The organism is Streptomyces paludis (genome assembly GCF_003344965.1).
Taxonomy (GTDB): Bacteria; Actinomycetota; Actinomycetes; order Streptomycetales; family Streptomycetaceae; genus Streptomyces; species Streptomyces paludis.
In genome coordinates, this window is sequence record NZ_CP031194.1 from 4,202,738 (window position 1) to 4,229,460 (window position 26,723).

27 protein-coding genes are annotated in these 26,723 nt (G+C 71.7%); 16 read left to right on the forward strand and 11 right to left on the reverse strand.

Annotation, left to right across the window (positions count from 1 at the left end; all coding sequences use genetic code 11):
- Window positions 1-124 precede the first annotated feature (124 nt).
- Window positions 125-1,366 carry a GNAT family N-acetyltransferase gene (locus DVK44_RS18660; protein ID WP_114660674.1) on the forward strand — a complete coding sequence of 414 codons (1,242 nt, stop codon included), beginning with the start codon at window positions 125-127 and terminating at the stop codon, window positions 1,364-1,366.
- Window positions 1,367-1,497: 131 nt separating this feature from the next.
- Here the strand turns inward: DVK44_RS18660 and DVK44_RS18665 are convergent, their stop codons facing one another.
- Both DVK44_RS18665 and DVK44_RS18670 read right to left on the reverse strand, forming a co-directional pair.
- Window positions 1,498-2,262, reverse strand: coding sequence for an ABC transporter permease (locus DVK44_RS18665; RefSeq protein ID WP_408055404.1), 765 nt, complete (start codon window positions 2,260-2,262; stop codon window positions 1,498-1,500).
- Complete coding sequence (locus tag DVK44_RS18670; protein WP_114660675.1) at window positions 2,246-3,358, reverse strand: ATP-binding cassette domain-containing protein; 1,113 nt, start codon at window positions 3,356-3,358, stop codon at window positions 2,246-2,248. Before DVK44_RS18670 ends, DVK44_RS18665 begins: the two co-directional genes overlap by 17 nt.
- A gap of 175 nt (window positions 3,359-3,533) precedes the next feature.
- Here DVK44_RS18670 and DVK44_RS18675 point away from each other — a divergent pair, with 175 nt between their 5' ends.
- Genes DVK44_RS18675 through DVK44_RS18690 form a run of 4 tightly spaced genes read left to right on the forward strand, consistent with a single transcriptional unit; the run spans window position 3,534 to window position 8,016 of the window.
- Window positions 3,534-4,310, forward strand: coding sequence for a TetR/AcrR family transcriptional regulator (locus DVK44_RS18675; protein ID WP_114660676.1), 777 nt, complete (start codon window positions 3,534-3,536; stop codon window positions 4,308-4,310).
- Window positions 4,311-4,357: 47 nt separating this feature from the next.
- Window positions 4,358-5,065 (forward strand): TetR/AcrR family transcriptional regulator, encoded by a 708-nt coding sequence (locus DVK44_RS18680; protein WP_114665260.1) that lies wholly within the window; start codon window positions 4,358-4,360, stop codon window positions 5,063-5,065.
- A gap of 56 nt (window positions 5,066-5,121) precedes the next feature.
- Entirely contained in the window at window positions 5,122-7,386 is a 2,265-nt protein-coding gene (locus DVK44_RS18685; RefSeq protein WP_114660677.1) for a HelD family protein, read from the forward strand.
- Between the two features lie 45 nt (window positions 7,387-7,431).
- Window positions 7,432-8,016, forward strand: a complete 585-nt coding sequence (locus DVK44_RS18690) for a DUF4240 domain-containing protein (RefSeq protein ID WP_162793949.1) — start codon at window positions 7,432-7,434, stop codon at window positions 8,014-8,016.
- 30 nt (window positions 8,017-8,046) lie between these two features.
- Here DVK44_RS18690 and DVK44_RS18695 read toward each other — a convergent pair whose 3' ends face one another.
- A complete protein-coding gene (locus DVK44_RS18695) occupies window positions 8,047-8,571 on the reverse strand; it encodes an AAA family ATPase (protein WP_114665261.1) in 525 nt (174 codons plus the stop codon).
- A 92-nt stretch (window positions 8,572-8,663) separates the two neighbouring features.
- Complete coding sequence (locus DVK44_RS18700) at window positions 8,664-9,356, reverse strand: TetR/AcrR family transcriptional regulator (RefSeq protein WP_114660679.1); 693 nt, start codon at window positions 9,354-9,356, stop codon at window positions 8,664-8,666.
- A 51-nt stretch (window positions 9,357-9,407) separates the two neighbouring features.
- On the opposite strand from DVK44_RS18700, the gene DVK44_RS18705 reads away from it, so the two are divergent.
- The 6 genes from DVK44_RS18705 to DVK44_RS18730 all read left to right on the forward strand — a co-directional run bounded on the left by DVK44_RS18705 (window position 9,408) and on the right by DVK44_RS18730 (window position 13,415).
- Entirely contained in the window at window positions 9,408-10,538 is a 1,131-nt protein-coding gene (locus DVK44_RS18705; protein ID WP_114660680.1) for an FAD-dependent oxidoreductase, read from the forward strand.
- Between the two features lie 130 nt (window positions 10,539-10,668).
- Window positions 10,669-10,977, forward strand: coding sequence for a hypothetical protein (locus DVK44_RS18710; protein WP_228447244.1), 309 nt, complete (start codon window positions 10,669-10,671; stop codon window positions 10,975-10,977).
- Between the two features lie 61 nt (window positions 10,978-11,038).
- Window positions 11,039-11,812, forward strand: a complete 774-nt coding sequence (locus DVK44_RS18715; protein ID WP_228447245.1) for an SAM-dependent methyltransferase — start codon at window positions 11,039-11,041, stop codon at window positions 11,810-11,812.
- Window positions 11,813-11,889: 77 nt separating this feature from the next.
- Window positions 11,890-12,330, forward strand: a complete 441-nt coding sequence (locus DVK44_RS18720; protein WP_114660682.1) for a helix-turn-helix domain-containing protein — start codon at window positions 11,890-11,892, stop codon at window positions 12,328-12,330.
- 17 nt (window positions 12,331-12,347) lie between these two features.
- Window positions 12,348-12,959: a hypothetical protein gene (locus DVK44_RS18725; protein ID WP_114660683.1), complete on the forward strand. Its 612-nt coding sequence runs from the start codon at window positions 12,348-12,350 to the stop codon at window positions 12,957-12,959.
- Between the two features lie 108 nt (window positions 12,960-13,067).
- Complete coding sequence (locus tag DVK44_RS18730; RefSeq protein WP_114660684.1) at window positions 13,068-13,415, forward strand: DUF2516 family protein; 348 nt, start codon at window positions 13,068-13,070, stop codon at window positions 13,413-13,415.
- Window positions 13,416-13,459: 44 nt separating this feature from the next.
- Here the strand turns inward: DVK44_RS18730 and DVK44_RS18735 are convergent, their stop codons facing one another.
- From DVK44_RS18735 to DVK44_RS18745, 3 genes are all read right to left on the reverse strand, one after another.
- On the reverse strand, window positions 13,460-14,860 hold the full coding sequence (locus DVK44_RS18735) for a PP2C family protein-serine/threonine phosphatase (RefSeq protein ID WP_114660685.1): 1,401 nt from the start codon (window positions 14,858-14,860) through the stop codon (window positions 13,460-13,462).
- A 282-nt stretch (window positions 14,861-15,142) separates the two neighbouring features.
- The gene (locus DVK44_RS18740; protein ID WP_114660686.1) at window positions 15,143-16,327 is read right to left on the reverse strand and encodes a C40 family peptidase; all 1,185 of its coding nucleotides are present in this window, start codon (window positions 16,325-16,327) and stop codon (window positions 15,143-15,145) included.
- Window positions 16,328-16,546: 219 nt separating this feature from the next.
- Window positions 16,547-17,323 (reverse strand): class I SAM-dependent methyltransferase, encoded by a 777-nt coding sequence (locus tag DVK44_RS18745; protein WP_228447641.1) that lies wholly within the window; start codon window positions 17,321-17,323, stop codon window positions 16,547-16,549.
- Window positions 17,324-17,692: 369 nt separating this feature from the next.
- Here DVK44_RS18745 and mshA point away from each other — a divergent pair, with 369 nt between their 5' ends.
- Window positions 17,693-19,033, forward strand: coding sequence for a D-inositol-3-phosphate glycosyltransferase (mshA, locus tag DVK44_RS18750; RefSeq protein WP_114660687.1), 1,341 nt, complete (start codon window positions 17,693-17,695; stop codon window positions 19,031-19,033).
- Window positions 19,034-19,050: 17 nt separating this feature from the next.
- Window positions 19,051-19,572 (forward strand): type III secretion system chaperone family protein, encoded by a 522-nt coding sequence (locus tag DVK44_RS18755; RefSeq protein ID WP_181957484.1) that lies wholly within the window; start codon window positions 19,051-19,053, stop codon window positions 19,570-19,572.
- Window positions 19,573-19,813: 241 nt separating this feature from the next.
- On the opposite strand, the gene DVK44_RS18760 is transcribed toward DVK44_RS18755, so the two are convergent.
- Window positions 19,814-21,202 carry an MDR family MFS transporter gene (locus DVK44_RS18760; protein WP_114660689.1) on the reverse strand — a complete coding sequence of 463 codons (1,389 nt, stop codon included), beginning with the start codon at window positions 21,200-21,202 and terminating at the stop codon, window positions 19,814-19,816.
- A gap of 190 nt (window positions 21,203-21,392) precedes the next feature.
- Between DVK44_RS18760 and DVK44_RS18765 the strand changes: the two genes are divergently transcribed.
- Window positions 21,393-22,151 (forward strand): phosphoglyceromutase, encoded by a 759-nt coding sequence (locus DVK44_RS18765; protein ID WP_114660690.1) that lies wholly within the window; start codon window positions 21,393-21,395, stop codon window positions 22,149-22,151.
- A 171-nt stretch (window positions 22,152-22,322) separates the two neighbouring features.
- On the opposite strand, the gene DVK44_RS36775 is transcribed toward DVK44_RS18765, so the two are convergent.
- On the reverse strand, window positions 22,323-22,484 hold the full coding sequence (locus DVK44_RS36775; RefSeq protein ID WP_181957485.1) for a hypothetical protein: 162 nt from the start codon (window positions 22,482-22,484) through the stop codon (window positions 22,323-22,325).
- Window positions 22,485-22,698: 214 nt separating this feature from the next.
- Window positions 22,699-23,379, reverse strand: coding sequence for a phosphate signaling complex protein PhoU (phoU, locus tag DVK44_RS18770; protein ID WP_114660691.1), 681 nt, complete (start codon window positions 23,377-23,379; stop codon window positions 22,699-22,701).
- A 262-nt stretch (window positions 23,380-23,641) separates the two neighbouring features.
- Here phoU and DVK44_RS18775 point away from each other — a divergent pair, with 262 nt between their 5' ends.
- Together DVK44_RS18775 and DVK44_RS18780 are read left to right on the forward strand one after the other, a co-directional pair.
- Entirely contained in the window at window positions 23,642-24,955 is a 1,314-nt protein-coding gene (locus tag DVK44_RS18775) for a sensor histidine kinase (protein ID WP_228447246.1), read from the forward strand.
- Window positions 24,952-25,632 carry a response regulator transcription factor gene (locus DVK44_RS18780; protein WP_030353388.1) on the forward strand — a complete coding sequence of 227 codons (681 nt, stop codon included), beginning with the start codon at window positions 24,952-24,954 and terminating at the stop codon, window positions 25,630-25,632. Before DVK44_RS18775 ends, DVK44_RS18780 begins: the two co-directional genes overlap by 4 nt.
- 109 nt (window positions 25,633-25,741) lie before the next feature.
- Here DVK44_RS18780 and DVK44_RS18785 read toward each other — a convergent pair whose 3' ends face one another.
- Window positions 25,742-26,437, reverse strand: a complete 696-nt coding sequence (locus DVK44_RS18785; RefSeq protein WP_114660692.1) for a DUF461 domain-containing protein — start codon at window positions 26,435-26,437, stop codon at window positions 25,742-25,744.
- Window positions 26,438-26,723 lie beyond the last annotated feature (286 nt).

Sequence of the window (26,723 nt, forward strand, 5' to 3'; positions counted from 1 at the left end):
CGGGCCTGCGCCCATGGGATACGGCGCTGGTCGGGAGGCGTTCGCTTACGCGGATGCGGCGCTGGTCGGGAGGCGCCGCTTATTCGGATGCGGCGGTCCGTATCCGCCGCATACGGTGCCGACCATGAGCCTTGAGGTCCGCACCATCACCGCGTCCGAGTACCCCGACTGGACGCGGGCCGTCGACACCGGCTTCCTGCGCTCGTCGGCCGTCCCGGACGAGGTACTGGCCGGCCGGCTCGCCAACATCGACCTGGACCGTACGCGGGGCGTCTTCGACGGCGGGCGCTGCGTCGGGACCTTCCGGTCCTTCGCGCAGGAGCTGACGGTGGTCGGCGGCGCCCGGCTGGCCGCCGACGCCGTGACGAACGTGTCGGTGTCGCCGACCCACCGCAGGCGCGGGCTGCTCGGCCGGATGATGGACGCCGATCTGACGGCGGCGAAGGAGCGCGGCGACGCCCTCGCCACGCTGATCGCCGCCGAGTACCGGATCTACGGCCGGTACGGCTTCGGCCCCGCCGCCTGGATGACCGAGTGGGAGATCGATGTGCCGCGTACGGGCCTGGACCCGCGCTGGCGCGGCCCGGAGGACGGCGGCCGGATCGATATGGTCGACGCCGCCGACGTACGGGAGTTCGGGCCCGCGCTGTACGAGCGCTTCCGCGCCCGGCAGCCCGGCGCCGTGACCCGGGACGACCGCTTCTGGCGGACATCGACCGGACAGCTCCCGGAACGCGGCCCCTTCGTCCCGCCGTTCTGGGCCGTGTACCGCTCCCCGGCCGGCGAGATAGAGGGGCTGGTGACCTACACCGCCGACGAGCGATGGGGCGACGGCAAGCAGCCGCTGAACACCGTGTCGGTACGCGGGATGATCGCGCTGCACCCGGCGGCGGAGCACGCGCTGTGGCGGTTCCTGTGCTCGATCGACTGGGTGACGACCGTACGGACGGGCCACCGCGCCCCGGACGATCTGCTGCCCCAGTTCTTCCCCGACCCGCGCGCGGCCAGGATCGTCACGCAGGCGGACTTCCTGTGGGTGCGCCTGCTCGATGTCGTCCGGGCGCTGGAGGCGCGTACGTACCCGGTGACGGCCGGGCTGGTGCTCGACGTACAGGACAAGACCGGGCTGGCGGCCGGCCGCTTCCGGCTGGACACCTCGCCGACGGGCGCGAGCTGCGCACCGACCACGGAGTCCGCCGATCTCACCCTGGACGTAAGGGAGTTGGGCGCGCTCTACCTGGGCGACGAGTCGGCACTGCGGCTGGCGGCGCTGGGCACCGTACGGGAGGAACGCCCGCGCGCGGCGGCGGTCGCGGAGTCCCTGTTCCGCACACCCCGACGCCCGTGGTGCCCGGACGTGTTCTGACGCGTTCTGGCGCGTTCTGGCGCGAACTGACGCGCTCTAGCGGGATCTGACGCGCTCTGGCGGGATCTGAGGCGCTCCGGCGGGAACTGACGCGTCCCTGACGGCTCGGAGGTGTCCCACGGCGGAGCCGCTCAGTCCGTACGCAGCCGGAACACCACCTCCGACGCCACCAGCGCCACACCGATCATCCCGGCGCACCACGCGAGCGCGATCCAGGGCGCCGAGCCGACCGGATGCCCCAGCAGCAGCCCGCGGAGGGTCTCGATCACGTAGGTCACCGGCTGGTGCCGGGCGAAGGCGTGCAGCCAGCCAGGCATGGTCTCGATCGGTACGAACGCGCTGCTCGGGTAGGGCAGGAACATCATCAGGAAGGTGAATCCGCCGGCCGCCTCCGGCGTTTTCGCGAGCAGTCCGGCCACCGCCGAGAGCCAGGAGACGGCCGCGACGAAGCAGGTCAGGATGCCCACCGCGGCGAGTGCCGCGCCGGGGTTGGTGTGGGGGCGGAAGCCGATCAGCAAGGCGACGCCGAGGACGAGCGTGGTCGAGATGAGGTTGCGGGCCACACTCGCGACGACATGCCCGGAGAGGATGGGAACGCCGCCGATGTCGAGGGAGCGGAAGCGGTCGATGATGCCGCCCTTCATGTCCTCGCTGACGCTCACGGCGGTGGAGGCGGAGCCGAATCCGGCGCAGAGGAGCAGCACGCCGGGGACGACATAGGTCACGTACTGCGTCCCGGTGTCGATGGCACCGCCGAAGAAGTAAACGAAGATCAGCATCAGCATGATCGGCAGCATCAGGGCGGTGATGAGGGCGTCGACGTTGCGCCGGCTGAGCCGGAGGCTGCGGCCGGTCATGGTGGCGGCGTGGGTGAGGGCTTCAGGCACGGGAGGGATCCTTCGCCTCGGGGGCCGGCGCGGGCACGGGGGGTGAGGCGGTGGCCGCACTACCGGCGGGTGCGTCGGTCGTTGTGGCCGTGGCCGTGGCCGTGGCCGTGGCCGTGTTCGTGTCGGTGGCCGTGGCCGTGGCCGTGCCGGTCAGTGCGAGGAAGACGTCGTCGAGGGTGGCGGTGTGGACGGTGAAGCGCGTCACGGCCGTACCGTCCGGATCGATTCCGTCCAGCAGCGCGCGGACATGGGCGGCGCTGCCGTCGGTCGGCAGGCCGAGGGTGAGGCTCTCCGGGGAGCGGTGCGTGGCCGCCGGCCCGGTGGCCGAGGCGAGGCGCAGATAGGTCGCGGAGTCCGCGAGCACAAGGTCCAGGCGGTGGCCCGAGACCCGGCTCTTCAGCTCTGCCGGCGTGCCGCGCGCGACCACTTGGCCGTGGTCGAGGAGCGCGATGGAGTCCGCCAACTGGTCCGCCTCCTCCAGATACTGGGTGGTGAGGAAGACGGTGGTGCCCCGCGCGGCGAGGTCCCGTACGACCTGCTGAAGCTCCTGGCGGCTGCGTGGGTCGAGGCCGGTCGTCGGCTCGTCCAGGAAGACCACCTCCGGCTCGCCGACCAGTCCGGCGGCGAGGTCGAGACGGCGCCGCATACCGCCGGAGTACGTGCGCGCGAGGCGGTGGCCCGCGTCGGTGAGGCCGAAGCGGTCGAGGAGTTCGGCCGCGCGGGCGCGGGCGCACGCGCCGGAGAACCCGCTGAGGCGGGCCATCATGCGGAGGTTCTCCGCGCCGGTCTGCTTCTCGTCGACGGCCGCGAACTGGCCGGTCAGGCTGATGGCGCCGCGCACCCGGCGCCGGTCGGCGACGACGTCGTAACCGGCGACGCGGGCCGTACCGCTGTCCGGGATGGTGAGGGTGGCGAGGATCCGTACGGCGGTGGTCTTGCCCGCGCCGTTCGGGCCGAGGAGGGCGAAGACGGAGCCGCGCTCGACATGGAGATCGACCCCGCGCAGGACTTCCGTGCGCGCGCGCCGCTTCAGCGGTCCGGCGGTGCTTCCGTGGGCGTAGGACTTGCGGAGGCCGGTGGCCTCGATGGCGGGTGGCGGGGACATGGCAGTACTCGTTCCTTACGTCGGCATTTCGTTGTCGGCGCGCACGTCGCCGCCCGCATTACTGCGTATGGCATACACGCTACTGTGTAAGGGTTACGCACTACTAGAGTTCGAGTCAAGGGGGCGTGAGGGCGCATGGGGGCGCGCAGACGAGTGAGCGGAAGGGGTCGCGGCGGTGGCGGACAACGGCGACGGTGATACGGGCGGGCTGCCCACCAGCATCGAGGCGGCCTGGGGGGAGCGCGTGCGCCCGTCCAGGGGCCCCCGGCCCGGCCTCAGCGTGTCCGGAATCGTCGGCGCGGCGGTGGGCGTCGCGGCGGGCGAGGGGCTCGGCGCGGTCTCCATGGGGCGGGTCGCCAAGGAGCTGGGCGTATCGACCATGTCCCTGTACCGCTATGTCGCTTCCAAGGAAGAGCTGTACGTCCTGATGCAGGAGGTGGCCTTCGGTGAGCTGCCCGGCCCGCCCGAGCCCGGTACCGGCTGGCGCGAGGGGCTGACGGAGTGGGCGCACGAGATGCGCGGGATGTTCCGCCGCAATCTGTGGGTCCTGCGTGTACCGATCTCGGGGCCGCCGGCCACCCCCAACTCGGTCGCGTGGTGGGACCTGGGCATGGCCGCGCTGGACGGCACCGGCCTCGATGACGGTACGAGAACCTCCGTCGTCCTGCTGGTCAGCAACTTCGTGCGCAGCGACGCGACCGTCATGGCGGATCTGGAGGCCGGCGCGGCGGCGCGCGGCGCCTCGCCCGAGGACGTCACGTCCGGCTACGGCCGCGCCCTGCGCCGACTGGTCGATCCGGTCCGCTATCCGTCGGTCGCCCGGCTCCTGGAGTCGGGGATCATGTCCGAACCGGACAACCCCGACTACGAGTTCCTCTTCGGTCTGGACTGTCTGCTGGACGGCGTGGACGCGCTGATCCGGCGGAGGGCGTCGGGGGCGCCGGGGCGGTGACACGGCCTGAAGGCGGGGGCGCCGGCCGCTGCGTAGGCTTCGTCAGCATGAGCGACGACGACGGCCGCCCCGGTGGCGGCGGTGACTCTGCGGGCAGCGACTCCGTGGGCGGCGCCCCTTCGGGCGGTGACCCTTCGGGCAGTGACTCCGACTCCGGCTTGCGGGAACGCAAGAAGCGGCAGCGGTATCAGGACATCTCCGACGCGGCGATCGCGCTCTTCCTCGACAAGGGGTTCGACGCCGTCTCCGTCGCGGAGGTCGCGGCGGCGGCCGAGATCTCCAAGCCGACGCTCTTCCGGTACTTCCCGACCAAGGAGGATCTCGCCCTCCACCGCTTCGCCGACCACGAGGACGAGGCGGCCCGGGTGGTACGCGGCCGGCCCGACGGCGTACGCCCGCTCGACGCGCTCTGCCGCCACTTCGTCGACGGGCTGGACCGGCGCGACCCGGTGACCGGACTCACCGACGACGAGACCCTGTACGCGTACCTCCGGCTGCTGTACGGGACCCCGAGCCTGGTCGCCCGGCTGCACGAGTACACGCGGCGCTCGGAGGAGGCGCTCGCGACGGCGCTCGGCGGGGGGATCGAGGGCGCGCTCGGGGCCGGGCAGGTACTCGCCGTACAGCGCATCCTTGCGGAGGCGAACTGGCGGCGGATCAGGGAGGGGGCGAGCGCCGAGGAGGTGTATCCGGGGGCGGTCGCGCAGGCCGAGCTGGCGTTCGGGCGGCTGCGGACGGGGATGGCCGCGTGGTGAGAGTTTTCGTTACTGGGTAACGTTTGATGGCGGGTTGCATTATTCTGCTCAGAGTGATGCCATCCGAATCTGCCCCAGTTCCAGATCCGCTCGATGACGATCTTGCTCGTGAACTCGACCGCGAGCGCGCCTATCACCGGACCTGCCGCGCCGCCTTGGCCGGCATGGTGTCCGACGCCCACGAGCAGGTCGCCACCGGCGAGAACGCCTTCGCCTCCGGCGCGGACGCCGAGGTGCTCGGCCGCCATCTGCGCAGCCGGGCGAAGGAGTTGCGGCTCGACGCCGACGGCCCGCTGTTCTTCGGCCGGCTCGACTTCGTACGGGACGGGGAGAGCGGCGGCGGGGACGGCGGTGAGCACGCCGGGCAGAGCTACCACATCGGCCGCCGCCGGATCAGCGAACACCCCGCCGTCCCGCCCCTCGTCATCGACTGGCGGGCGCCCGTCTCGCGTGCGTTCTACCGGGCGAGCGCCCGCGATCCGCAGGGCGTCGCGGTGCGCCGCCGGTTCGGCTGGGCGCCGGGGAGCGAGGGGGAGCCGGAGGATCTGACCGGCCTGGAGGACGAGCACCTCACGGCCGGGCGGGCGGACGCGGCACCGGTGGCTGGTGCGTCCCCGGCCGCAGAAGCCTCCCCGGCGCGCGGCGACGTCGGCGCGAGCGCGATCCTCACCCGCGAGATCGAGCGCCCCCGCGTGGGCCCGATGCGCGACATCGCCGCGACCATCCAGCCCGAGCAGGACGAACTCGTACGCTCCGGGCCCGGCCGCTCCCTCTGCGTCCAGGGCGCCCCCGGCACCGGCAAGACCGCCGTCGGGCTGCACCGGGCCGCGTACCTCCTCTACACGTACCCGCAGCGCGTCCAGCGCGCCGGCCTGCTGATCCTCGGCCCCAACCGCGCCTTCCTCGGCTATATCGCAGAGGTTCTGCCCGCCCTCGGCGAGACCGGCATCCGTCAGTCGACGCTCGCCGACGAGATCGCCCGCCACCCCGTGGGCACGGAGGACTCCGAGGCCGCCGCCGTCGTCAAGCACGACGTCCGGATGGCCGAGGTCTGCCGCCGGGCGCTGTACGGGCGGATCGCGGCGCCCACCGAGCCGCCCACCGAGCCGCCCACCGAGCCGCCCACCGGGTCGCCCGCCGGGCCGCCGGTCGAGCCGCTGACCGTGCCCGACGGGTCGTGCCGCTGGCGGGTCGGCGCCGACGAACTGGCCGGGATCGTGGCGGCCGTACGGGCCGAGGCGCCTCCGTACGCCATCGGCCGCGAGCGCGTGCGCAGCCGGGCCGTACAGGCGGTGCGGCTCCAGGCGGAACGGCGCGGCGGGCCGAAGCCGGCGGCGTGGGTGCGGCGGATCGAACGGTCCCGGGCGGTCAGCGCGTACGTCGACGCGGTCTGGCCGGTGGCGCGCCCGGAGGAGGTGCTGGCGGGGCTGCTGGCGGAGCCGGGGGCGGTGGCGGCCGGGATCCTGACGGAGGAGGAGTGCCGGTCGATCCGGCGCGACGCGGCGCCCACCGGCCCACGCGGGCGACCGGTTCCCTGGTCAGCGGCCGATCTCGTGCTCCTCGACGAACTCGCCGGACTCATCGAACGCCCCGGCGGCTACGGTCACCTCGTCATTGACGAGGCGCAGGATCTCTCCCCGATGGAGTGCCGGGCGATCGCGCGCCGCGCGGACTTCGGCTCGCTGACGGTGCTGGGCGATCTCGCCCAGGGCACCACCCCGTGGGCCGCCCGCTCCTGGCCCGAACTCCTGGGCCATCTCGGCAAACCGGACGCCGCCGTGATCCCGCTGACCCTCGGCTACCGGGTCCCGGGCGCGGTCGTACGGATCGCCAACCGGCTGCTCGCCGCGCTCGACGTGGACGTACCGCCGGCCCGTTCGCTGCGCGGCGAGGGCGAGTTGACGGTACGGTACGCCGACAGCGCGACCGGCGGCGCGCCCGGGGCCGTCACCGCCGCAGTGACTGCCGCCGTACGGGAGGCGCTGGCGCGCGAGGGCTCGATCGGCGTCATCGCCGACACGGCGGCGCTGCCCGGCCTCCGTACGGCCCTGGCCGCCGCCGGGATGGCGCCGCCGGGCGGCCGGGTGACCGTACTGTCCGCGACGGCGGCGAAGGGCCTGGAGTACGACCACGTCGTCCTCGTGGAACCGGCGGCCATCGTGGCGGCGGAGGCGCACGGGCGAGGGCTGCGCAGGCTGTACGTGGCGCTCACGCGCGCGGTGTCGCGGCTGGACATCGTCCACAGCCGCCCGCTGCCGCCGGAACTGACGGAACTGCCGGAGCCCATGGAGCCGACGGAGCCGGAGAACCTGGCGGACTGAGCGCGGCCGGCCCGACTGTCAGACCCCCGTGCCATAGTCCGAAGCGTGAACGACGACGCTTTCTGGGACCTGATCGAGGACACGCGGCGGCGGAGCGACGACCCCGACCGCCGACTCGACCTGCTGCGCGACCACCTGCGCTCGCGCACGCCGGCGGAGATCATAGGTTTCTGGATGTGTCTGGACCGGGCGCGCGCCCAGGTCGACACCTGGGAGATGTGGTCGGCCGCCGAGCGAATATGCGATGGCTGGTGCTCCGACGACAGCTTCTGGTACTTCCAGTTCTGGGTGGTCGGCCTCGGCCGCGCCGCGCTGACGAAGGTCGCGGCGGATCCGGACGCGCTCGCGGAGATCCCAGAAGTGCGCCGGCTGGCCGTCCTGCCGTTGAGCGAGTGGGACGACGGCGATGTGCCCGAGTGGGAGTGCCTGGACTATGTAGCGGCGGAGGCGTTCGACGCCGTGACGGGCGAAACGGACGGACTGGAGGCGGCGTTGGCGGCGGCCGGGGTCGAAATGTCATGCAACCCGGAGCCGACGGGCGAGCCGGTCGAGATACGGGACGCGGCCGAGGCCGCCCGCCGGCTGCCGCGCCTGAGCGCGTTGTTCCCGCTGGAGCGAGCGGCGGCGTGAGCGACGCGATGCCCGCGACGGCCGGCTCCCTCAGCCCATGACGGCCTTCGCGATCCGCTGGGCGGCCTCGGCGGGTGCGAGGTGCGTGGTGTCGACGACCTCGGCCTCGGCATGCAGCCACGTACGGGCGGCCTCGGCGTAGGGATCGAGGTGCCGAAGACGGAAAGGGGAGTTGGGGCCGACAACGGTGTCCTCCGCGATGCGCTCGCGGAGGGTGTCGTGGTCGGCGTGGAGGACGAAGTGCCGTACGGGAATGCCGTGGCGGGCGAGGCCCGCGCTGATCTCGCGCCAGTACTCCTCGACCAGGACGGTCATGGGCATCACCAGGGTGCCGCCGGCGTAGTCGAGTACATGGCGGGCGGTCTCGACCACAAGCGGGCGCCATGGCGGCCAGTGCTGGAAGTTGCCCGTCCAGGGCAGCCCCGGCTTGATGTCCATGAGTGCCTCGCCGACTTTCTCGGCGTCGAACACCCGCGAGTCCGGGATCAGTTGCTGCACGAGTGCGCCGGTCGTCGTCTTGCCCGCGCCGTGCGTGCCATTGAGCCATACGATCATGGAGCGCCACGCTACCGCCGCGCGGGCCGCCCCGGTCGGTCCCGTCCACACCGCACTACGCTGACGACGCCCCCCCCACCGGCTTCCTGACGTCACGTCGACGGTCGGATGAGCTTGGTGGCCACGGCATCAAGAACCCAGTCCAGGCCGGTCGCGAAGGATGTCTCGGCGTCCACGTCCGTGCCCTCGTACACCGCCTTGGCCAGCGCCGGGAAGCGGCCGGTGGCCAGCATTCTCGTCATGTGCGGGCCGTGGGCGCGCTGCCAGTCGTGGTTGGACAGACCCGTGGCGCGCTCGGCCCGCAGGTTCGCGATCTCGCGCCTGATCGCGCCAATGAAATAGGCGCTGACGGTCTCCACAGCGCGCATGACCGTGTCCGTATCGGCGAAGCCGTCGAAGGCGGCCAACGTGGCTTCGGTCACGGCAAGGCGGTTCGGGCCCAGAGCTGGACGGCCGCCGAGCAGGTCGGCCAGCCATTCGTGCCGGAGCGCGGTCTGTCTGGTGCGGTGGGCGAGGACGCGCAGCGCCTCCCGCCAGTCACCGGGCTGCTCCTCGGGGCGGATCTCGGCGTGCACCGCGTCCACCATGAGGTCGAACAGCTCTTCTTTGGTGGAGATGTATCTGTACAGCCGCATCGGACCGGCGTCCAGGCGGGCCGCGACCTTGCGTACCGACACCGCCTCCAGCCCGCCCTCGTCGGCCAGCGCGACAGCGGCGGCGACAATCCGCTCCCGGTCGAGCGGCACGGGTTGAGTCGGCGGCTCCGGCCGGTCCCACACAGTCATGGTTGCATCGTACCGTTGCGATGCACTGCATTGACAAAATACGGTGTATCGATGAGACATCGCATCGCAGTGGTCGGGAGTGGCCCGGCCGGCCTTACCTTTGCCCGCGTCCTGCACCGACATCGTCACCGTCACCGTCACCTGGTGACCGTCCTCGAACGCGATCCCGCCCGGGACGCCCGTCCGCCGGGCGGCACCTTGGATCTGCACGAAGGGCTGGGCCGGCTCGCGCTGGACAAGGCGGGGCTACTGACGGAGTTCCAGGTGCTTTCCCGTCCCGAGGGGCAGGCCATGCGGATCCTGGACACGGACGGGACGGTCCTCCGTGACTGGCGACCACGTCCGGATGACCGGGCCAACCCCGAGATCGACCGCGGACAACTCCGTGACCTGCTGCCCGGACCTCTGGACGTCCGGTGGGGGCGGGGCGTGACGCACGTGGTGCCGGGGGCCCGGGACGGTGTGGTGGTCCACTTCGAGGACGGGCGACAGGAGACGTTCGACCTCGTGGTCGGCGCGGACGGCGCCTGGTCCCGGGTCCGCCCGGCGCTCTCGTCGGTGACGCCGCACTACACCGGCGTGACCATGGTCGAGACCTCCCTCGACGACGTCGACACCCGCCATTCCGGCCTCGCCCGGTTGATCGGTGACGGTTCCGTAGCTGTGTACGGCGTGAACCGAGGTCTTGTCGCCCAGCGCAACAGCGGCGGTCACGTCAAGGTGTACGCGCAGTTCCGGGCGCCGCTGGACTGGCACACGAACCTGGACCTGGCCGACGTGGAGGCCGTACGAGCGAGTCTGCTGACCCTGTTCGACGGCTGGGCCGCTCCCGTCCTGGACCTTCTCCACCACGGCACCGCTTTCGTCCACCGCCCCCTCTACGCCCTGCCCGTCTCCCACACCTGGCCCCACGTCCCCGGCGTAACGCTCCTGGGCGACGCCGCCCACCTGATGCCCCCACTGGGCGCGGGCGCGAACCTCGCGATGCTGGAAGGCGCCGAACTCGCCGAGTCCATCGCGGCCGACCCCGAAGATCTGGACGAGGCCGTCCGCGCCTTCGAGGAGCGGATGTGGCCACGGGCCGGCAGATGGGCGAAGCTCACAACGGCCGGACTGAACCGCCTAGTAGGCCCGAACCCCACCGAAGCCCTCGCGCTCTTCGACCAGGTCCAGCCATCCTGACCGCCAAACGCCGTGAGTGTCGCTCGCTTCAGGAAAGCTGAGCACGGCGCGCGGCCGTACCGACTGCTGGAGTGTGGAACGCGGCGGAGGGCCCCCGCGTTTCGGGGGTATGAGAGGCACTGTGCTTGTGGTGGCAGTCGGCTTCACCGCCGGCATTTTCCTGATTCTGGCGGATCGCGCTTTGCTCTGGGCGGAGCGCCGTGGATGGATCTACTACCGCAGGACGAAGGGGCGTACCGCCGTGCTGGCGGAGGAGTTCTCTCCGGCAGCACAAGCGGTGAAGCGTGCGATGGAGCAGGAGAGGATCCGCAAGAACGTCCGCCCCGTCGAGGGCCCGCCACTCGGCGTGGACCTGGACAAGGGCGTCGCGCGAATCCGTCACCCGCAGCCCGGTCGGCAGCAATCCGCCGACCCGAGTGAGGCCGAAGTGCCCCGTTGAGAACGGCGAGCCAGTTTTAATCACTCGGTGCGCTACTCAGGGCGAACTAATGTTCCGCCCTATGGCAACCGCTTCCGATCTTCCCCCGCGTCTCGGCAGTCTGACCTTCCACGGACCGCTCTCCGAAGCCCGCGCTGGGCGCATTGTCGCGCGGCTCGCCGCCGTCTCGCCCTCCACCGTCCTCGACATCGGCTGCGGCTGGGGCGAACTGCTGCTCCGCGTTCTGGAGTCCGTCCCGGGGGCGACAGGTGTGGGCCTCGATATCAACGCTGAGGATCTGGCCAGGGGCCGGGACCTGGCGAAGGGGCGCGGACTGGCCGGACGGGTCGAATTCGCTGAGGAGTCGGCCCTCGGCACGGCACGCGGGCCTGTGGACGTGGTGCTCTGCCTGGGGGCTGGTCAGGCATTGTGCGACCCCGAGCAGCCGTACGATCCCCGCGTCGTACTGCACGAGCTGCGCCGCTTGGTCCGCCCAGGCGGATGTGTCGTCCTGGGCGAGGGCTTCTGGGATCGCGCCCCGACGGACGAGGAACTCGCGGCTATGTGGCCCGGGGCGCATGCGGGCGACCACCTGCGGCTCGGCCCGCTCGTCGATCTCGCTGTCGAGGCGGGCTTCCGGCCGGCGTGGATCGAGTCGGCGAGCCGTGAGGAGTGGGAGGAGTTTGAGTCCGGCTACCGCCACGACACAGAACTCTGGCTCGCCATGAACCCGCACCACCCACTCGCCGCCGAGACCCGCGAACGAGTCGACCGCCAGCGGTCGTCCTGGGCCGACGGCTACCGCGACATCCTTGGCATCACGTACTTGACCCTCGTCCCGGTGACCAGAACCTGAGCGCCGGGGCGGGTGGCGTGGAACACTTTTGCAAGCGGGTGCTTGCAAAAGTTAGCAAGGGGTCGCAGGATGGCGGCATGGCATCACTCAACGTCGGCAATCTCGGTGAGTATCTGCGCGAGCAGCGGCGTCATGCGCAGCTTTCGCTGCGGCAGCTCGCTGAGGCCGCCGGCGTGTCGAATCCGTATCTGAGCCAGATCGAGCGCGGGCTGCGGAAGCCCAGTGCGGACATTCTTCAGCAGCTGGCGAAGGCGTTGCGGATCTCCGCCGAGACCCTGTATGTGCAGGCCGGGATGCTCGACGAGCGGGAGAGGGAGGAGCTGGAGACGCGTGCGGTCATTCTGGCGGATCCCTCGATCAACGAGCGGCAGAAGCAGGTGCTGCTACAGATCTACGACTCGTTCCGCAAGGAGAACGCCATGGACGCCGGCCTGGATGCGGACGCGGGCACGGACGTGCCCAAGGGCCCCGGCGCGCCGGGCGTTGAATCTTCTGACACACCACCACCCTCACAGTGATCCGGGAGGACACAGTCATGGCCATCACCGATGAGCTGCGCAAGACCCTCACCGACCCCAAGCCCCTCTACTTCGCCGCCGGTACGGCCGAGCTGGCCGTGGAGCAGGCGAAGAAGGTGCCCGGACTGATCGACCAGTTGCGGGCCGAGGCGCCGGGGCGGTTCGAGGCGGTACGGAACTCCGACCCGAAGGCCGTTCAGGACCGGGTCAGCGTGCAGGCGAAGGAAGCCCAGGCGACCGTGCAGGCCAAGGTCACCGAGGTGATCGGGGTTCTCGACACCGACCTGAAGAAGCTCGGCGAGACCGCGCAGGACCTGGCGCTGCGGGGCGTGGGCGTGGCCGCCGAGTACGCCGTCAGGGCGCGCGAGACGTATGAGCGGGTCGCGGAGCGTGGCGAGCAGACCGTACGGTCCTGGCGGGACGGCGCGGACGAGGAGATCACCGAGATCCCCGTCGCCGTCGAGCCCGTGACGGAGCCCGTGTCCGTGACGGAACCCGTGTCCGTGGTGGAGCCCGTGGTCGAGCCCGCTGCCGAGTCCGGTCCTGCCGCTAAGCCCGCCGCCGCCAAGAAGACCGGCCCGCGCAAGGCCGCCACGAAGAAGGCCGCCCCGGCCGAGCCCGCCGAGTAGCGGTCGGCCCCTACATCTTTTCCGGGCCGGGCACCTCCACGGTGTCCGGCCCGTTGTCCAGGTACCTTGGCTGTTCGGTCCCGATTGTCTGTCTAGGAGGCGCTCAGCATGTTGATGTCGGGGTTCGGCTCCATCCTCGCTCTGCTCAGCCTGGCCATGGTCGTTCTCGCCATCGTCGCGCTCTTCTTCGCCGCGACGGCCCGGGAGGACGCGTACCGGGCGGCCGACAAGCAGACGAAGATGTTCTGGCTGATCATTCTCGGTCTCACGGTCGTCGTGGACCTGCTCATCCCGGGAATGATGTTCCTGCGGATCGCCGGGCTCGTCGCCACCATCGTCTTCATGGTCGACGTACGGCCCGCCCTCAAGGCGGTCTCCGGCGGCGGCGGTGGCGGACGCCGCAGTGGCGGTTCCAGCAGCGACGGTCCGTACGGGCCCTACAACGGAGGGCGCTGACCACCTCCCTTTACGGCGGCGGCCTGCCCGTCCCCACGTAAGCCTTACGGCGCGTCGCGCCCCAGGAGCAGTACCGCCACGTCGTCCGTCAGCTCCCCGCCGTTCAGCTCCCGCGCCCGCGCCACCGCCGCCTCCAGCAGGTCATCGCCGCTCAGCCCGTCGGCCAGGTGGCCGTTGACCATCTCGACCATGCCCTCCTGGCCCAGCCGCTGGGTGGTGCCCGGCCCGACCCTGCCCTCTATCAGGCCGTCGGTGTACATCATCAGGCTCCACGAACCGCCCAGCTCCACCTGCCTGCGCGGCCAGCGCGCCCCCGGCAGCAGTCCCAGCGCCGGGCCGCCGTCCTCGTACGGGAGCAGCTCGCCCGCCCGGCCCTCCCGGGTGATCAGCGGCGACGGATGGCCCGCCAGACAGAGGCCGGCCCGCCGGCCGTCGGGCGCGATGTCGACCGTGCAGAGCGTCGCGAAGATCTCCTCGCTCTCCCGCTCGTGCTCCAGCACCTGCTGGAGCGTCGCGAGGAGCCGGTCGCCGCAGAGCCCCGCCAGCGTCAGCGCCCGCCAGGCGATCCGCAGCTCCACACCGAGCGCCGCCTCGTCCGGGCCGTGGCCGCAGACGTCGCCGATCATCGCGTGGACCGTACCGTCCGGCGTACGGACCGTGTCGTAGAAGTCCCCGCCCAGCAGCGCCCGGGACCGCCCCGGCCGGTAGTGCGAGGAGAAGCGCAGGTCGGAGCCCTGTAGTAGGGGAGTGGGCAGCAGGCCGCGCTCCAGCCGGGCGTTCTCCTGCGCGCGCAGCCGCGACTCGGTCAGCTGGCGCTGCGCGATGTCCGCGCGCTTGCGCTCGACGGCGTACCGGATGGCGCGGCTCAGCAGCCGTCCGTCCAGTTCGTCGCGGAAGAGGTAGTCCTGCGCCCCGGCCCGTACGGCCGCCGCCGCGCGCTCGACATCGCCCTCGGCCGCCAGCGCGAGTACGGCGTGCCGGGGTGCCAGCCGCAGTACGTGCTTCAGCGGCGCCAGTTCGTCGGCCGCGTCCATGCCGCTGACGGCCGGGAGCGCGAGGTCCACCAGGATGCAGTGGATGTCGTCGGTGAGCAGCCGCTCGGCCTCGGTGAGGTTGCGGGCGGTACGGATACGGAGGCGGGTGCCGGTCGTCGTACCGGAGCCGTCCTGCTGGGCCAGGTCGTCCGGTGCGGTGGTGAGGTCGCCCGCCGGGTCGTCCGCGATGACGAGGAGTGTGAGGTCGCCGCCGACGGAGCCTGTGCCGTGCGAGGCGCCCCGGGAGGTGCCGTGGGAGTCGACGCCCTCGGAGTCGCCCGCGGGCTCGCCCTCGGGATCCTCGGCGGAGGCGTCCCCGGGGCCGCCCACGGCGGAGTCCGCCGCCGGGCCGCGCTCGGCCTCCGGCGCCGGCCCTGTGCGCTGCCGCGGTACGGGTACGGATGCGGGCATCGGTCTGGGTTTCCTTCCCACCCCCCGAGGGCATGGCGCGGGCGACGGTCGACGCCCCACCAGATCGGGACCATAGCGCTAGCCGCGCCCCCAGCGGAATGGGACGGGGAGCGGACGCCACCGTCATATGCCGTATCCCGTAACGCATCCGGCGCTATTCGGCCACCGGGGCCCATGACAAACATCACGTGCGGGGTCGCCCAAGTGGCGCCTCGGTGAGCCGGAAGGGCCACTGTCAGCCGGAGGCTCCTTTGTACGCGCGGCCAACGAACGACCCGCGTTCTACGCGTCCGGGCGCACCACGCCAAGTATGCGCATCGACCCCGCGCCCGCCAGCGTGATGTCCCGTCCGGGCCGGGGCGCGTGCACCATCCGCCCGTCGCCCACGTACATGGCCACATGGCTGGCGTCCGCGAAGTAGATGATCAGGTCGCCGGGCCGCATGTCCGCCACGGCGACCTTCGGCAGCTGCCGCCACTGCTCCTGCGAGGTCCGGGGGATGGGCCGGCCCGCCGCCAGCCACGCCTGCGAGGTCAGCCCCGAGCAGTCGTACGAGGACGGGCCCGCCCCGCCCCACACATACGGCTTGCCGATCTGCGCGGTGGCGAACTCGACGGCCTTCGCGCCCTGCGCGGTCGCGCCCAGGCCGATACCCCGGGCCCGGAAGGTGGATTCCGACCCGAGCCACGCCGTCTGCGCCCGCGCCGCTTCCGCGCGGTCCAGCGCCGCGAGCCGCTCACGGTCCTTCTTGGCGAGGCTCTTTTCGAGCTTCTTGGCGGCGGAGATCTGCTTCTTGATCTCCTTCTCCGCCTTTTCCTTCCTGTCCCGGGTCTTCTTGAGCCGGTCCCAGTGCGTGTGGGAGTCGGCCGCGTACGTCTTCAAGTCCTCCTGTTCCCGGGTCAGTTCGACGAGGAGGTCGCTGGTGGCCTTCTGGCCCTGCTTGATCCGGCCGACACCGTCCAGGAAGAGCTGCGGGTCGCCGGCGAGGAGCAGCCGGGCCTCCGGCGGCAGACCGGCGCCTCGGTACTGGGCGCGGGCGGCGGCGCCCGCCTGGGCCTTGAGGGCCTCGATACGCTGCTGGCCCCGGACGATGTCCCCAGCGAGATCGGCCACTTCGGACGCCTGCTGCTTGACCTGCTCGTCGGCGAGGTTGTACGCGTCGGTGGCGGACGCCGCCTTGCGGTAGAGCCGGGCGATCTCCAGCCGTACCTTCTCCAGGGACCGCGCGCTGTCGGCGGAGTCCGCACCGGAACCCGAGCCCGCGCCCGCGTTCGCGATGTCCGACGCCGTTGTCCCCGGCGGGAGTTCGACCGGCGGCGGGGCCACGGCGGAAGGGGAGGCCGACGGCGAGGCGGCCGGTGGGGGTACGGGCGCGGCATACGCCCGGTTCAGCAGGTCCGGCGAGGCGAGTACAGCCAGCGCGCACACCAAGGTGGTCGCTGCGGCAGCACAGCGGCGTCGGTTCACGAACTCCCCCTCCGAAGCCAGGTGAATCGCCCGGCAGGCCGTCCGACCGGTCGTCAGCAGCTCGTTCTCCCGTGGCGATAGTGCCATGTTCACGGTCAAAGAGACAGAGGAGGAAGGAAGCTCACGGGTTCCCCCACATCGCCTGTGATGTCCATGTGGCACGCGCCACACACGATGCATGAGGGACCTGTGTGGTGCGCCGTACATGCGGTGTACGCGTCATGAACGCGGCGCCAACGCCGTCCACTCCACCGTCACTTCGCCCTGCCGCCACCGACGCGGGTCGTCGGCCAGCGGCCAGTCGGCCGACAACTCCCGTACGGCCGCGATCCAGCGCTGCCGCGCGCCCAGCGAGGCGTACGGGGACGCCGCGGCCCACGCGCGGTCGAAGTCGCGCAGGAACGCGTGGACCGGTTCGCCCGGCACATTGCGGTGGATCAGGGCCTTGGGCAGCCGTTCCGCCAGGTCGGAGGGGCGGTCGAGGGAGCCGAGCCGGGTCGCGAAGGTGACCGTACGCGGCCCCTCCGGGCCGAGCGCCACCCACACATGGCGCCGGCCGATCTCGTCGCACGTACCCTCCACCAGCAGCCCGCCCGGCGCGAGGCGCGCGCGGAGGCGGGCCCAGACCTCGGCGACCTCGGCCTCGTCGTACTGGCGCAGGACGTTGGCGGCGCGGATGAGGACGGGCCGGCGGGGCACGGCGCCGTCTGCCGCTCCCACCGCCCTTCGGGATCCCTCGCCCTCGTTCTCGTCCAGCGGGATCTCGAAGCCGCCGTGCCGGAAACGAAGTCCGTCCGTCTCGTACGGGAGCGCTGCGGCGACCCGCGCCGGGTCGATCTCGATGCCGACGACCTCCGTACGCGGCTCCGCCGCCCGCAGCCGCCGCAGCAGTTCGACGGCGGTCCAGGGGGCGGCCCCGTACCCGAGGTCGACCACCACGGGGTCGGCCGCCCGGCGCAGGGCCGGGCCGTGGGTGGCGGCGATCCAGCGGTCCATGCGGCGCAGCCGGTTCTGGTGGGTGGTGCCACGCGTCACGGTGCCGACCGGTCCGGCGGCCCGGCCGGCGGCGGCCCGGCCGGTCGGGCGGGACGAGCGGGGGGAGCGGGACGGGGACACCATGGAGACGAGCCTAACGACGCGGGCGGGGAGGCCCGCCCCTGTCCGCCGGTCCGTCGCCTGCCCGTCCGTACCCGTCGCCTGCTCGTCCCTACCCCGTCCGTACCCGTGACGGCGGAACCACCAAGAGTAACGTTTTGGTAAAGCGGAAATGAAAGGAGCCCGCTCCGCTGTTCACGCCCTTCGGACGTTACACAGCCCCCGCGAGACCCGAGCCCCCCCACACCCCGAGCGCCAGGACGGTTGGACATGAGCCAGTACGTGTCCCGTATCGCCGGTACGTTCGTCGGCCCGCCCCGGCTCCGGCTGCCGGGCCAGCACCGCAGACCCCGCCGGATCGCCGTGCTCAGCGTCCACACCTCCCCGCTGCACCAGCCGGGGACGGGCGACGCGGGCGGTATGAACGTCTACATCGTCGAGCTGGCGAAACGTCTCGCCGCCCTTGACATCGAGGTCGAGATCTTCACCCGCGCCACCACCGGCGGGCTCGCCCCCACCGTGCAGCTGGCCCCCGGCGTCCTCGTCCGGCACGTCGACGCGGGACCGTACGAGGGCCTCGACAAGGAGGAGCTGCCCGCGCAGCTCTGCGCCTTCACCCACGGTGTGATGCAGGCGTGGGCCGGCCAGCGCCCCGGCTACTACGACCTGGTCCACTCCCACTACTGGCTCTCCGGGCATGTCGGCTGGCTCGCCTCCGAGCGCTGGGGCGTCCCCCTCGTCCACGCGATGCACACGATGGCCAAGGTCAAGAACGCCGCGCTCGCCGACGGCGACCGCCCCGAGCCCGCAGCGCGGGTCATCGGCGAGACCCAGATCGTGCGCGCCGCCGACCGGCTGATCGCGAACACGGCCGAGGAGGCCGCCGACCTCGTCCGCTTCTACGAGGCCGAACCGGCGAAGGTCGCCGTCGTCCACCCCGGCGTCAACCTGGAGTGTTTCTGTCCCGCCGACGGCCGCGCCGCCGCCCGCGCCCGGCTGGGCCTGCCCCCGGACGCCTTCATTCCGCTCTTCGCCGGCCGGATCCAGCCGCTCAAGGCGCCCGACATCCTGCTGCGCGCCGTGGCCGTACTGCTCGACCAGGACCCGTCGCTCCGTACCAAACTCGTGGTGCCCGTCGTCGGCGGCCCGAGCGGCAGCGGGCTGGCCAAGCCGGAGGTGCTCCAGAAGCTGGCGGCGCGGCTCGGCATCGCGGATGTCGTACGGTTCCGGCCGCCCGTCGGGCAGGAGCAGCTGGCGGACTGGTTCCGGGCGGCGTCCGTGCTGGTCATGCCCTCGTACAGCGAGTCCTTCGGCCTGGTCGCGATCGAGGCCCAGGCGGCGGGCACCCCGGTGGTCGCGGCGTCCGTGGGCGGGCTGCCGGTGGCGGTACGGGACGGGGTGACCGGTTTTCTCGTACCGGGCCACGAGCCGGCGGCGTACGCGCGGGCGCTGCGTAACTTCCTCGACCACCCCGAGCTGGTCGACCGCATGGGCGAGGCGGCCTCGCACCACGCGCGCGGCTTCGGCTGGGATACGGCGGCGAGCGCGACGGCGGACGTCTACACGGAGGCGATGCACGACCACCGGCGCCGGGGCCGTACGGCGCGCTGACGTCGTACGCTCCGGGTATGGCCGATGCGAAGACACAGACAGGGCACATGGAACGGACCGCCCGAGCCGCCGTGGAAGAAGCGCTGAAGTCGGCCGAACTGGCATGGGAGAGCCCCGCCCCCGGCACCTACGTCGTCACCCTCCCCGGCATCCGCAAGCTCTCCACCACCTGCTCCCTGCGCGTCGGCCGCCACGCGCTCTCCCTCAACGCCTTCGTGATCCGCCACCCCGACGAGAACGCCGACGGCGTGCACCGCTGGCTGCTGGAGCGCAACCTCAAGCTGTACGGCGTGAGTTACGCGGTCGACCCGCTCGGCGACATCTACCTCACCGGCAAGCTCCCGCTGACGGCGGTCACCGGCGACGAGATCGACCGGCTGCTGGGCTCGGTGCTCGAAGCGGCGGACGGCGCCTTCAACACGCTGCTGGAACTGGGGTTCGCGAGCGCGATCCGCAAGGAGTACGCGTGGCGCGTCTCGCGCGGCGAGTCCACCCGGAACCTGGACGCGTTCGCGCATCTGACCAGGCCGGCGGGGTAGCGGCGGCTTACCGCCGGTGCCGCCGCACGATGGGGGCACGAATGACACCACCTTGTATCCCGTTTCCTCCGTTTCCTCCGCGACAGCTTCGATCCGGCGACGTGGACGCGGCCCGTCCACTGGGTGGCCGCCATGGCCCAGGGCCCGTTCGCCACCGCGCCCAACTGTGGCTCCCGGTGGAGCCGGAGCGCTGCTGAGTGCCGAGGAACGCGGGCAGGCGTGTGCGGTCCCGCACGAGTGGTTACGGCGTCGCCTCGGCGGCCGCCGCCCCGGCCTCACGCGCCGGCGCTTCCGCTCCCCGTACCGCCGTCGCGGCCTCCCGCGCCGCCGCCTCCGGCACCGGAGCGTCCGCCGCCTCCGGCACCGGATTGTCCACCGGCTCCGCCTCCGCCCGTACGGGATCCTCCGCCGGCAGCCCCCGCATCAGCAGCCAGTACCCCGCGCCCGCCACCGTCCCCAGGACCGCGCACGCGCCCCACAGCCACCGTGCGCCCCAGTGGTCGATGACGAAGCCCGACAGCAGCGGGGCGACCAGGGCCGCCACCGACCAGGACATCGTGTACATGCCCTGGTAACGGCCCCTGCCGTGGACCGGGGAGAGCCGGACGACCAGGCTGGTCTGGGTCGGGGCGTTGACGATCTCGGCCAGGGTCCAGACGCAGACGGTGAGGATGTAGACGCCGATCGAACCGGCGAAAGCGGTCAGGCCGAAGCCGTATCCCGCGAGGACCGACGAGACGATCAGCAGCCGGCGCGGGTCGCGGTGCTGGATGAGGCGGGTCACCGGGATCTGCATCACCACGATCAGTACGCCGTTCACCGCGATGGCCGTACCGAAGTCGGCGCTGTCGAAGCCGTCCGCCCCCATCGCCACCGGCAGCCCCACGTACCCCTGCTGGAAGATCAGCGAGACGACGAAGGACAGCCCGACGACGCTCATGAACCGCCCGTCGCGCACCACCGTCCCCAGCCCGACCGCCGGCGCGGACGATATCGATACGGACCCCACCGACGGCGCCCGCTCAGGACGGGACTCCGGCAGCTTCAGGAAGACCAGGACCGCGCAGGCCATCGTCATCACGGCCTCGCCGAGGAAGCCCGCGAGATAGCTGTACTGCGCGAGAAAGCCCGCGCCCGCCGACGAGATCGCGAAGCCCAGGTTGATCGCCCAGTAGTTCAGCGCGAAGGCCCGCACCCGGTCCTCCGGCTGGACGATGTCCGCCATCATCGCCTGTACGGCCGGGCGCGACGCGTTGGAGGCCATCCCCACCAGGAACGCCACCGCCGCGATCGACAGCGGCTCCCGCATGAAGCCCAGCAGCGCGACCGACACCGCCGTGGACGACTGCGCGATCAGCAGCGTCGGCCGCCGCCCGAGCCGGTCGGTCAGCACCCCCGCGCCGAGCGACGAGACCACCCCGCCGAGCCCGTGCAGCGAGGCCACCAGCCCGGCGTACGAGGCGGAGTAGCCCCGGTCCAGCGTGAGGTAGAGCGCCATGAACGTGGCGACGAACCCGCCCAGCCGGTTGACCAGCGTGCTCGCCCAGAGCCACCAGAACGCCCGGGGCAGCCCGGACACGCTCTCCCGCACCGCGCGCCGCGCGCTCAGGACGGTCTTGGCGACGGGCATGCGGTTTCCCCCTGGAGCGATCGAACGACTGCTCGAAACTTACGAAGGCGCGCCCGCCCGCCGCCACTCAATTGACGCCGCCCGTCAACCGCGCCCGTCGCCCGCGCCCGCCAGCAGCCGGACAAGCCGACAACCGGACAAAGGGACCGGGCCCGCAGGCAGCCCAAGGCGTTCCATTAGGCTCGGACCCATGGCCGACGCACCGTACAAGCTGATCCTCCTCCGCCACGGCGAGAGCGAATGGAACGCGAAGAACCTGTTCACCGGCTGGGTGGACGTCAATCTCACCGACAAGGGAGAGAAGGAGGCGGTGCGCGGCGGTGAGCTGCTCAAGGACGCCGGCCTGCTCCCCGATGTCCTGCACACCTCCCTCCAGAAGCGCGCCATCCGCACCGCGCAGCTCGCGCTGGAGTCCGCCGACCGGCACTGGATCCCCGTCCAGCGCTCCTGGCGCCTGAACGAGCGCCACTACGGCGCCCTCCAGGGCAAGGACAAGGCGCAGACGCTCGCCGAGTTCGGCGAGGAGCAGTTCATGCTCTGGCGCCGCTCGTACGACACCCCGCCGCCCGCGCTGGAGGACGGCACCGAGTTCTCGCAGAGCGACGACCCGCGCTACGCCGCGATCCCGAGCGACATCCGCCCCCGGACGGAGTGCCTCAAGGACGTCGTCGACCGGATGCTGCCGTACTGGTACGACTCGATCGTCCCGGACCTGCTCGCCGGCCGTACGGTCCTGATCGCCGCCCACGGCAACAGCCTGCGCGCGCTGGTCAAGCACCTCGACGGCATCTCCGACGCGGACATCGCGGGCCTGAACATCCCGACCGGCATCCCCCTCGTGTACGAGCTGGACGCAGACTTCCACCCGGTCACCCCGGGCGGCACCTACCTGGACGCCGACGCGGCGGCCGCCGCCATCGAGGCCGTCAAGAACCAGGGCAAGAAGTAGCGGCAAGAAGTAGCGGCAAGAAGCAGGACGAGAAGCCGCGAGAGAAGCAGTCAGCAGCGGCGAAGGCCGCCGTCCGCCGGAACGTTCCTGTTCCGGGGGCGGCGGCCTTGTGCGTTGGCGTTTGCGTCTGCGTACGGTGCTTCAGGTGTAGTTCCGGCGGTGGTACGGCTGCTAGCCGCAGCCGCCGCCGCACTGGCAGGAGCCGCCCGACTGGCAGCCGCAGCCGCAGCCCGAGCCGCAGCCGCAGGCGCCGAGGACGGGCAGGTGCACGATCGAGCGGGGCGCTGAGCCGGGGGTGTCCTGCGGGGGCTGGGTTATGGGGGAATCGGCCATGGAATGAGCCTCCTCAAAAGGCGCGCACGGATGTCGCCATATCCCATTGCACGCCCATGGGGCCGGGCGCATCAAGGGCGCATCCGGGCAGGCGCCGCCGTATGCACCCGGCGTACGCGCCCCGGCGCGCTCGCCCCCGACGCGCTCGCCCGCCGCTACGGACGTGGGGCACGCGCCGGAGCGGCCCGTGCCCCACAGCCGGGCGGTCCGCCCGTTACGCGCCCTCGACCGGCGTCTCCGCCTGCTGGATCTCGTCCGCGTGCTCGCCCGTCACCAGGTAGACGACACGCTTGGCGACCGACACCGCGTGGTCCGCGAACCGCTCGTAGTAGCGGCCCAGCAGCGTCACATCCACCGCCGTCTCGATGCCGTGCTTCCAGCGGTCGTCCATCAGGTGCTGGAACAGCGTGCGGTGCAGCAGGTCCATCTCGTCGTCGTCCTGCTCCAGCTGGAGCGCCAGCTCGACGTCCTTGGTGATGATGACCTCGGCGGCCTTCGCCATCAGGCGCTGCGCCAGCTGCCCCATCTCCAGCAGCGTCGTGTGCAGGTCGTGCGGCACGGGCGACTGCGGGAAGCGGAGCCTGGCCTGCTTGGCGACGTGCTGGGCCAGGTCGCCCGCGCGCTCCAGGTCGGCGCTCATCCGCAGCGACGTGACCACGATCCGCAGATCCGTCGCCACGGGCTGCTGCCGTGCCAGCAGGGCGATCGCCCTGGCCTCCAGGTCGTGCTGGAGGTCGTCGACCTTCTGGTCACCGGCGATCACGCTCTCGGCGAGCCTCAGATCCGCGTCGAGCATGGCCGTGGTGGCGCGGCCGATGGCGGAACCGACCAGCCGGGCCATCTCGACCAGGTCCTCGCCTATCGAGTCCAGTTCCTCGTGGTACGCGTCCCGCATGGGGTTTGTCCCTCTCTTGTACGTTCCTGCCGTAAGGAAGGCCGGCGGTGAGACCGGTGGGTAAGGCCGGTGGTGGTGCCGGTACGGAGACCAGCGGTGAGACCGCTGGGGCCCCACGATGTCACGGTGGGCCCGGGACAAGTCCGGACCCTCCACCCCAAGTGAACCGGCTCTTGCTCCTCGGTGAACTCTGGGCGACGAGTGGCCGAGGAGGACCCTTGATGGCTGGGAGAGTGTCAGTGGGCGCGCATAACCTGGACGCATGGACGTGAACGCGGCAGTCGCCGCATTGGCAGCGATCGCCGGGGTGTGCACCGGCGTGATCGCCATGCTGGCGTTTCGCTGGAGCGAACGCGACCAGGCCAGGCCCACCCGCACCTCGCTGAACACGGACGCCGTGCTGCCCCCGGGCGTCGACACGGTCCTGTCCGTGCTCCGCTCCTCCGCGGTCGTCCTCGACGAGAGCGACTCCGTGGTCAAGGCCAGCTCCGCCGCGTACGCGCTGGGGCTGGTCCGGGGCGGGAAGCTGGCCGTGGAGCCGATGCTCCACATGGCCCGCGACACCCGCAGGGACGGCGAGATACGGCAGGTGGAGCTGGACCTGCCCCGGCGCGGTACGGGCCGGGGCGAGGCCCTCGCCGTGTCCGCCCGGGTCGCGCCGCTCGGCTCCCGCCTCGTGCTGCTCCTGGTGGAGGACCTCACGGAGGCCCGCCGTATCGAAGCGGTACGGCGGGATTTCGTGGCGAATGTCAGCCATGAGCTGAAGACCCCCACCGGGGCGCTCTCCCTGCTCTCCGAGGCCGTCATGGACGCCTCGGACGACCCCGAGGCGGTCACCCGCTTCGCCGGCCGGATGCAGATCGAGGCGACGCGGCTCACCAACCTCGTGCAGGAGCTGATCGACCTCTCCCGGGTGCAGAACGACGACCCGCTGGAGGACTCCGAATCCGTGCGCGTGGACGAGCTGATCGCCGAGGCCATGGACCGCTGCCGGCAGCCCGCGTCCACCAAACAGATCAACATGGCCTCCGGAGGCACGCCCGGCCTGCGCGTTTGGGGGAACCGCAGCCAGCTCGCCGGAGCCCTCGGCAATCTCGTGGAGAACGCCGTCAACTACTCACCGGCCCGGACCCGCGTCGGCATCGCCGTACACCGCGTGTCCGCGTCCGGGGGAAACCTGATCGAGATAGCCGTGACCGACCAGGGCATAGGCATCTCCGAGAAGGACCGTGAACGGGTCTTCGAGCGGTTCTACCGCGTAGACCCGGCCCGCTCCCGGGCCACCGGTGGTACGGGGCTCGGCCTCGCCATCGTCAAGCATGTGGCCGCCTCGCACGGCGGGGAGGTCACCGTATGGAGTTCGGAGGGACAGGGCTCGACGTTCACCCTGCGGCTGCCCGAAGCGGGCGGCGGCAAGCAGAAGCGTGCGCGGGACGCCCCGGACACCTCCGTCTCCACCGCACCGGCTGCCGCAGCCGGCCGCCCGGCCGAGGAAGACCACGGCCCCTACCCCGCAGACCCCAGCCTTCGGCTGGCTCCCCCGACCGTGATTCCTGCCCCGGAGGTCCTTCCGTGACCCGAGTGCTCGTCGTCGAGGATGAGGAATCCTTCAGCGACGCCCTGTCCTACATGCTCCGCAAGGAAGGCTTCGAGGTCGCCATCGCGACCACCGGGCCCGCGGGGCTCGACGAGTTCGAACGCAACGGCGCCGACCTCGTCCTCCTCGACCTGATGCTGCCCGGCCTGCCGGGCACCGAGGTCTGCCGCCAGCTGCGCGGCAAGTCCAATGTCCCGGTGATCATGGTGACCGCCAAGGACAGTGAGATCGACAAGGTCGTCGGCCTGGAGATAGGGGCCGACGACTATGTGACCAAGCCCTTCTCCTCGCGGGAGCTGGTGGCCCGCATCCGCGCGGTGCTGCGCCGCCGCGGCGAGCCGGAGGAGGTCACCCCGGCGGCCCTGGAGGCCGGCCCGGTCCGGATGGACGTGGACCGCCACGTCGTCACCGTCTCCGGCGGCAAGGTCGATCTGCCCCTCAAGGAGTTCGACCTGCTGGAAATGCTCCTGCGCAACGCGGGCCGCGTACTGACCCGTATGCAGCTGATCGACCGCGTCTGGGGCGCGGACTACGTGGGCGACACCAAGACCCTCGACGTCCACGTCAAGCGCCTCCGCGCCAAGATCGAGCCGGACCCGGGTGCGCCGAGGTATCTGGTGACGGTGCGCGGCCTGGGCTACAAGTTCGAGCCGTAAATCGCGTAGACCCAGGAGCTGAACCACTACGTCAGAACGCGCGCAGGGCGGGAACCGGTGATCGGGTTCCCGCCCCAAAGGCGTTGCTGACGTCCGGCAATGGCGCTGGTCAGTGCGTCAGGCTCGCGGTGGACGTCGCCGTGTCGCCGGCCGGTACGGACTCCTCGTCCGCGTTCGCGTCCGCGCCTGACGAGCCCGCGTTCGCGTCCGTGCTCGTCTCCGACGTGTCGCCGCTTCCGGCCTCGGGCGACTTCGTCGCCGAAGGGCTCGTGGTCGCCGTCGGGGTCGGCAGGGCGCTCGGGCCGACGCCCTCGAAGTAGCTGCGCGCCGGGTAGACCAGGGCGCCCAGGGAGACCTCGCCCGTCTCGCTGAACGAGAACACGACCTTCTGGACGTCGCCGTCCTTCCCCGCCTCGCGGCCCTTCGCGATCACGGCGGAGGCATTGCCCGCGCCGCCGAGCTGGACCGAGCCGAGCGCGGGCACGGTGATCGGGCCCGAACCCTTGGCGGGGGTGAGCTTCACCGTGACGCCGGCGTCCGGCAGCGTGATGGAGTCGAGGGTCTGGTCCTTCTGACCGCTGTTGAAGAGCATGCCGGTGACGACCGCCGGACCGTCGGCCCCGGCCGTCGGCTGGGTGACGACCGTCGCGTTCTGGATCTTGATGTCGCCGACCGAGGTGGCGGCGCTGTCCGGCTTGACGCCGAGCGTCTGAGCGTTGTTGCCGGCACCGCACGCGGTGAGCGGGGCGAGCGACAACACGAGGGCGGTAGCGGCGAGGGCGCCGCGTCGAAGGCTGCGGCTCACGGCGGCGGCAACTCCTAGGACGTACGGACGGAGGGGCTCAGGACACGCTGCGAACCTCGGATACGGATAAAGGTGCCGTCAGCGGCCCTCAGGTTACCGAGCCGCCCTCGCCGTCCCGCACCCGACCCGCCTCTGAGCGACTCCCCGCCGGTGATCCAGTACGACGCTCCGCGCCGTCGCCGGTCGCCGTCTCAGCCGTCGCCGGTCACCGTTTCGCGCCGTTCGCCGCCGTTCGGGGCCGTTCGTATAAAGCGAGTGATCAATTTCCGGTGGCGGCCTTGGATTC